At 55.1% G+C, this 6702-nt stretch carries 7 protein-coding genes and 2 pseudogenes; 3 read left to right on the plus strand and 6 right to left on the minus strand.

What is annotated here, in order from left to right; translation table 11 throughout:
- The 4 genes and pseudogenes from ACPLUI_RS09230 to ACPLUI_RS09245 form a co-directional block, all read right to left on the minus strand.
- Positions 1–610, minus strand: a pseudogene (locus ACPLUI_RS09230) (shikimate dehydrogenase); the annotation flags it as partial.
- 32 nt (positions 611–642) lie between these two features.
- Positions 643–1167 (minus strand): transcriptional regulator, encoded by a 525-nt coding sequence (locus ACPLUI_RS09235; RefSeq protein WP_424659973.1) that lies wholly within the window; start codon positions 1165–1167, stop codon positions 643–645.
- Between the two features lie 218 nt (positions 1168–1385).
- Positions 1386–2357, minus strand: coding sequence for a tRNA dihydrouridine synthase DusB (gene dusB, locus ACPLUI_RS09240; protein WP_424659974.1), 972 nt, complete (start codon positions 2355–2357; stop codon positions 1386–1388).
- A gap of 1 nt (position 2358) precedes the next feature.
- Positions 2359–3129, minus strand: a complete 771-nt coding sequence (locus ACPLUI_RS09245) for a type III pantothenate kinase (RefSeq protein WP_424659975.1) — start codon at positions 3127–3129, stop codon at positions 2359–2361.
- A gap of 165 nt (positions 3130–3294) precedes the next feature.
- Between ACPLUI_RS09245 and ACPLUI_RS09250 the strand changes: the two genes are divergently transcribed.
- The 3 genes from ACPLUI_RS09250 to ACPLUI_RS09260 all read left to right on the plus strand — a co-directional run bounded on the left by ACPLUI_RS09250 (position 3295) and on the right by ACPLUI_RS09260 (position 5411).
- Positions 3295–3618 (plus strand): ArsR/SmtB family transcription factor, encoded by a 324-nt coding sequence (locus ACPLUI_RS09250; protein ID WP_424659976.1) that lies wholly within the window; start codon positions 3295–3297, stop codon positions 3616–3618.
- 103 nt (positions 3619–3721) lie between these two features.
- Positions 3722–4696 (plus strand): biotin--[acetyl-CoA-carboxylase] ligase, encoded by a 975-nt coding sequence (locus ACPLUI_RS09255; RefSeq protein ID WP_424659977.1) that lies wholly within the window; start codon positions 3722–3724, stop codon positions 4694–4696.
- Positions 4697–4838: 142 nt separating this feature from the next.
- Complete coding sequence (locus tag ACPLUI_RS09260) at positions 4839–5411, plus strand: biotin transporter BioY (RefSeq protein ID WP_424659978.1); 573 nt, start codon at positions 4839–4841, stop codon at positions 5409–5411.
- 128 nt (positions 5412–5539) lie between these two features.
- Here ACPLUI_RS09260 and nadC read toward each other — a convergent pair whose 3' ends face one another.
- Entirely contained in the window at positions 5540–6385 is an 846-nt protein-coding gene (gene nadC, locus ACPLUI_RS09265) for a carboxylating nicotinate-nucleotide diphosphorylase (protein ID WP_424659979.1), read from the minus strand.
- Positions 6386–6445: 60 nt separating this feature from the next.
- Positions 6446–6702 (minus strand): annotated as a pseudogene (locus ACPLUI_RS09270) (L-aspartate oxidase); the annotation flags it as partial.

A 6702-nucleotide genomic window follows, 5' to 3' on the forward strand; every position in this document is an offset into this window, starting at 1 on the left:
TGATGGTAACCGCCAGGCCGGTTTCATAAAGAATCTTAGCCGCCACCTGCTCCAGCCTGGTTTTATCCCGGGCGACCAGGGTCATCCTGGTTGCCTCCCGGGCGAGCATGAGGGCGCAAACCTTTCCGATGGAACCGGTGGCTCCCAGCACCACAACGTGCGCCCGGCGCAGGTCGTGCCCCATCAGGCGTGCCGCTTCCTTTGTCCCCTCGATGGCTGTGGCCACCGTATAGCTATTGCCTGTGGTCACGGCTATATTCAGGTTCCTGGCCACGGTAATACCTGCATCCCCCACTACGGAGGTAAAAGCACCCAGACCGACAATACCGGCCCCCAGCTTTTCGGCCACCCGTCCGGCCTGAATGATCCGTTCCAGGACAAAATCCTCAGGCAATTCCAGCATCTGCCGGGCCGTAAGAGGGCAGGCCACAAACCACCCTTCTGCTTCCCCGTAAGGGGTTTTCACGCCGGTGATATGGGACACCTTCATGGGAGGAACCAGCCGGAAGGCGGTTTCTACCCAGCGTGCGGGAATATAGCGGGTGAAGGGAAACTTCCTGGACACGTCCCTGACATCAAGGGGGTGGATGATGAAGGCAAATTTCTCCACAGGACTCACCTCTAACCGTTTTGCGGCCGGGTTTAAACCCTGACTGCCCGGATCAGCTTTAAAATTTCTTCGGGATTTACATATTTGTCTTCCTGTATGGGCGATTCTCCAATTTCGTACCCCAGAACAGGCTTATCAAGCACCGCTTCAATAATTTTAATTCTTTTGCTGGAGCCGATAACCACTACGTGGTCAAAGGCGTGCACCCCGGCTATCAAGTCCATCATGGTATTTACCAGCTCAAGTCCGTTTTTACTTCGTACAAAGTCCCACCTTTCGGCTTCAGTCATAAGGAGTACGAAATCCACTCCCTCTTTCACCAGGGCGGACTGGAGCTCTCCTTTATTCTTGATGGGAAAACCTACCACGGCAATGCGTTTTCCTTTGCGGACCTCACCCAGACTCTCCAGCCGGCTCACCAGTGTACGGTCCACACCCAGGCGGCCGGCTACCTCCGCCTGGGATAAGCCCTGAGCCCGCAGTTCAAGCATCCTGGAAACGTACTGGTCGATGCGGCGCCTGCTGATGATTTTCTCGCCGATGCGGATAAGATCCACGAAATACTACACCATCCATTGTATCCCGGAGCGGGACTGATTATGTGCACATTTTTGTGTACATTTATTTTAGCAGGAGCTGCCAGAGAAGGCAAGGGATTAATAAACTCGACCCAATATCCAGCCAATATCTGCACAAAAAACAGCCGGTACACCCGTACCGGCATGGTTACTACTCCAAAAACACTTCGAAGTTCCATATAATCCACCTTCACAATTCAATCCGTGAGCATGCCCAGCAAAAGATCCCTCATCTCCTGGACCGAAGAGGCATGATTTATTTTCTCCCGCAGACGGGCGGCACCCCGCAGCCCCTTCAAATACCACGCCGCGTGCTTGCGCATTTCCAGCACCCCGATGCGCTCCCCTTTCAACTCGACCAGGAGGTCGAGGTGACGCAGGGCGGTACGAATCCTTTCTTCCCGGGTGGGTTCGGGGAGAAGCTCACCGGTAGCCAGGTAATGCACCGTACGGGAAAAAATCCAGGGGTTGCCCATCGATGCCCGTCCGATCATTACGCCGTCACAGCCCGTCTCCTCCAGCATCCGTCTGGCATCCAGAGGCGTACGCACATCGCCGTTGCCAATCACAGGAATGCCGACCGCCTCCTTCACCCGGCGGATAATCTCCCAGTCGGCCTGCCCGCTGTAGAATTGAGCACGGGTACGCCCGTGAACAGTTACCGCTGCCGCCCCGGCCGACTCCACCAGACGGGCCAGTTCAACCGCATTAACGCTCGCATCATCCCAGCCCTTGCGCATTTTAACAGTAACCGGTACTTTTACCCGGGACGCCACCCGGAATACAATTTCGGCAGCCAGTCCCGGATTTTTCATCAGGGCCGCTCCTTCTCCATTTTTCACTATTTTGGGCGTGGGACAGCCCATATTGATGTCTATAATGTCGGCACCTTCAGAAGCTACAATTTCCGCCGCCCGGACCATGTACTCAGGATTGGAACCGAAGATCTGCACGGCGAGGGGGCCTTTCTCGCCCCCGTGCTCCAGTATAACCCTGGTGCGGGGATTGCCGTAAATTAAAGCCTGGTCACTGATCATCTCTGTAAAGACCAGGCCGCATCCGGCTTCCCGGGCCAGGATACGGTAGGCGCGGTCCGTAACCCCGGCCATGGGAGCGGACACCACCGGGTTGGCCAGTTCAACATCACCGATCAGCAACTTCACAGTCATCTCACCGCGTCAAATTGCGTTCATAGATCAGCCGCAGGCCCTTCAGGGTCAACAGGGGATCCACCCGGTCAATGGTACGGGATTCCCGGGCAATAAGTTCTGCCAGTCCACCTGTAGCCAGCACAATGGGGTTTCCCCCCATCTCATCCTTCATCCGGCGCACGATTTCGTCCACCTGACCCACAAAACCAAAAATAATGCCCGCCTGCATGCTGCTCACCGTATTTTTACCAATTACAGATTGTGGCCTGACCAGCTCAACACGGGGGAGTTTGGCGGCCCTGGCGAAGAGGGCTTCGGTAGAAATACCTATACCCGGGGCAATAGCACCGCCCAGGTATTCTCCCCTGGCCGATATGGCGTCAAAGGTGGTGGCCGTACCAAAATCAACAATGATCAGCGGGCCGCCGTAGAGTTCGTACCCCGCCACCGCATTGACAATGCGGTCTGCACCCACCTCTTTAGGGTTATCATATTTAATGGCCAGGCCCGTCTTGATACCGGGTCCCACTACCAGAGGTTTGACACCGAAATATTTCTCGCTCATCTGTTCCAGGGCCAGCATTAAAGGCGGGACCACTGAAGAAATTACCAGAGCCTTCACATCCCGGCGGGAAATGCCCGCATACTGGAAGAGGTCCCGGAGCAGCATGCCGTACTCATCAGCAGTACGCTGGGGGTTGGTCGAAAGCCGCCAGTGCTCCAGCAATTCCTGGCCCTTATATATCCCCAGGACAATATTAGTATTCCCCACGTCAAATACCAGGATCATCGCATTCCACTCCTTTTCAGAGTAATTCTATCAAAGGGGTGGGAGCGGTGCAACAAAATATAAGCATGTACGATCACGCCCTTACTATCACTCACATAAAAAATGTGATATAAAAATTATAGTATTATCAAATAACAATTAAGAGATTTCTGGAGGTAAAAAGCAATGAACGAGCGCATTGCGCGTATGAAAGCGGATATTTTGAAAGCCCTGGCCCACCCCACCCGGGTGAATATCCTGGAATGCCTGCGGCAGGGAGAACGCTGCGTTTGTGAATTAATCGAAGAACTGGACATAGAGCAGTCCAACGTATCCCAGCACCTGTCGGTATTGAAAAAACTGGACATAGTTGACTCCCGTAAAGAAGGGCTGCGGGTAAATTACCGGGTTAAGTACCCCGAAGTATTCCAAATTCTCGACCTCCTGGACGGTATACTGGTCTCCCAGGTGAACGACACCATGACTACCTTAAAGAACCTGCACAAATAAAACCGCAAGAAACGTCAACCATGTTCAGTCATAATGTTGACAAAGTTCGCTAATAGCTTTAAAATTATGGGAAATAAGGTTTTTCAAGCCGGAGGTATTTGCATTGAAGGAACGCGTACTGGAATTGTTGAAAAAGGGGTACCCCGGCTTCGTTTCCGGTGCGTCTATCTGCCAGAGCCTGGGAGTAACCCGTACGGCGATATGGAAACATATCAAAGCTCTGCGGGCAGCCGGTTACGAAATTGAAGCCGTACCGCACGCCGGCTACCGTCTTGTAAGCATTCCGGACCGTCTCTATCCCGTGGAAATCACCCGGGAGCTTAAAACCTCCTTTCTGGGACGTAACGTTTATCATTACGACCAGGTTGAGTCCACCAACCGCACGGCCCGGGAACTGGCGGCCCGGGGGGTTCCCGATGGTACTCTGGTGGTAGCCGAGGAACAAACCGGCGGCCGGGGACGTATGGGGCGGGGCTGGTTCTCCCCTCATGGACGGGGAATCTGGTGTTCCGTGATCCTGTACCCCGCGGTAAACCCCATGGATGCGCCTCCCCTGACCATGCTGGCAGCGGTGGCGGTAGCCCGGGCACTGCGACAGGCCGCGGGAGTTGAGGCGGGCATCAAGTGGCCCAACGACCTACTGGTGAGGGAGAGAAAAATATGCGGCATTTTAACTGAACTCTCCGCTGAAATGGAGAGGATCAATTACTTAATCATTGGTATGGGCATCAACGTCAATATCGACCGCCATGAGTTTCCCCCGGAGCTGCGGGAGATCGCCACCTCGGTGCAGGCGGAAACGGGACGGCGGGTTTCCCGGGTTCATTTGTTGCAGAACCTGCTGGCCGAGCTGGAATACTGGTACAGGCTCTGGGAAAAAGATGGTTTCGCCCCGGTGCTGGCCTGCTGGAAGGAACTGAGTATCACCCTCCACCGGCAGGTGAGGGTGTTCACCCAGAGGGAGAGCTGGGAAGGGTGGGCCGAGGATGTAGCTGACGACGGCTCGCTGGTACTGCGCCTGCCCGGCGGCGAATATAAAAGGGTGGTCAGCGGGGAGGTGAGCCTGCGGACAGGATGAAGCGAAAAGGGAGGGGCCATCCTCTCACCTACGGGAATGCGGGATTCCAGATTAAAGTGTTTTTTATAACTCATTGGTCAACCAAAATGTATAAACTGGTTGACCAATCCGAACTGCACACTTTCCAAGGAGGCATCATTTCATGAAATTATCCACCCGGGATATGGCTCTGGCAGCACTCTTTGCCGCCCTGGCGGCCGTGGCAGCCATGCTGTCCCGCTTTTTCATCACACCGTATGTACCTTTCAGCCTGGTACCTTTTGTGGTGATGCTGGCCGGCGGACTTCTGGGCGCCCGCACAGCGGCTTTAAGCATGCTTATTTACGTGTTGTTAGGTCTGGCCGGCCTGCCTGTGTTCGAAACGGCGCCTTTTGGCGGCCCGGCCTATGTTCTGAAGCCAACCTTCGGTTTCCTTCTCGGCTTTATAGGCGGTGCCTGGGTGACGGGAGCCCTGGCACCCAAACAAAGGGACCCGGGCGTACTACCGTTATTCTTCGCCATGACCGCCGGGCTGGCGGTGGTCTACCTCCTGGGCCTGCCCTACCTCTATGTGATACTGAATTTCTATCTGGGCAAAACTTTATCCGTCCTGCAGGTCATCAAGATAGGATTCCTGCCCTTTATCGGCTTCGACATGCTCAAGGCCGCACTGGCTGCGGTGCTGGCCAGGCTGGTCTACCGGCGGCTGCACGGCCTGGCGCGTGAAAGCACGTGAGAGAACCATCCTTTAAGGTTCACCAGGCAGGGATGGGGACCCCACGATAGGAACACGAAAGGAAATCAACCACGAAGGGAAATTAACCAAAGAGCCGGGGTGTTAAGCACTTACCCCGGCTTTCCATTCTAGAGGGGCTTCATTTCTCCCACATCCAGGCTGATATCCAGGGAACGGGCGGAATGTGTAAGCGCACCCACGGAAATGAAATCCACTCCCGTGCGGGCAACTTCCACAATGTTGTGCTCATTGATCCTGCCCGAAGCCTCCAGGTAAGCCCGGCCGCCTACAAGTTCCACGGCCCGTATGATGGTGGAAATATCCATGTTGTCCAGCATGATAATATCGGCTCCGGCGGCCAGAGCCTCCTCTACTCCGGCCAGATTTTCAACCTCAACCTCCACCTTCATGGTGTGAGGTATGCTGGCTCTGGCCAGCTCCACCGCCCGGGTGATGCTCCCGGCCACCTTGATGTGGTTATCCTTGATCAAAACGGCGTCATACAGGCCAAAACGGTGATTGAGCGCCCCGCCGACCCTTACGGCATACTTTTCCAGAATGCGCAGGCCGGGGGTTGTCTTACGGGTATCCACTATTTTGGCCTTGAAATCCCGGATGAGTTCTACAAGCCGGGCGGTATAGGTGGCAATGCCCGACATGCGCTGCAGGAGGTTTAAGGCCACCCGTTCGCCACTCAAAATAGCCCGGGCCTCCCCTTCCACCCGGGCCAGGAGCTGTCCGGCCTGAACTCTTTCTCCTTCACGTACTCGAATTTGAAAGGAAATGTCCGGAGAAAGCCGGCGGAAAACGGCGCCCGCCACGGGCAGCCCGGCTACCACTCCCGGTTCTTTGGCATGAATAAACCCGATGGTGGTGTAATCCGGCGGTACGATGCTGATGGTGGTAACGTCACCGGTACCTAAATCCTCTTTGAGCACCCGGTCGATTAAATCCTCTAGAACGATGTTCTGCATAATACTCTATCCTCCTCGTATGAACCGCACCCACCCCCGGCCGGAACATGAGCCTGGATATTAGCGGCGCAGGACGACATGTTTTAACCACAGGTTCCGGGAATGGGGGTAATCCAAACGGTAGTGTCCACCCCTGCTTTCCGTACGGATCAATGCTGCCTGTGCCACCAGTTGTCCGACTGTAAGCATATTCCAAACTTCCATTTCCTCGACGCTCCGTGCCTGACACCCGGCCACATACGACCAGTCATCAAAAAAGGCCAGGGCCTTTTCCAGCCCTTCTGCCGTACGGACCGGCCCTACATATTTCCCCATCA

The sequence above is a fragment of the Desulfofundulus sp. genome, from assembly GCF_049701015.1.
Lineage (GTDB): Bacteria > Bacillota > Desulfotomaculia > Desulfotomaculales > Desulfovirgulaceae > Desulfofundulus.

Bases quoted from the DNA above. Each gene is read 5' to 3' on its own strand.
- ACPLUI_RS09260 (WP_424659978.1), top strand. From the start codon at position 4,839: ATGAAATTATCCACCCGGGATATGGCTCTGGCAGCACTCTTTGCCGCC.
- dusB (WP_424659974.1), bottom strand. From the start codon at position 2,357: ATGACTGTGAAGTTGCTGATCGGTGATGTTGAACTGGCCAACCCGGTG.
- nadC (WP_424659979.1), bottom strand. From the start codon at position 6,385: ATGCAGAACATCGTTCTAGAGGATTTAATCGACCGGGTGCTCAAAGAG.
- ACPLUI_RS09250 (WP_424659976.1), top strand. From the start codon at position 3,295: ATGAACGAGCGCATTGCGCGTATGAAAGCGGATATTTTGAAAGCCCTG.
- ACPLUI_RS09245 (WP_424659975.1), bottom strand. From the start codon at position 3,129: ATGATCCTGGTATTTGACGTGGGGAATACTAATATTGTCCTGGGGATA.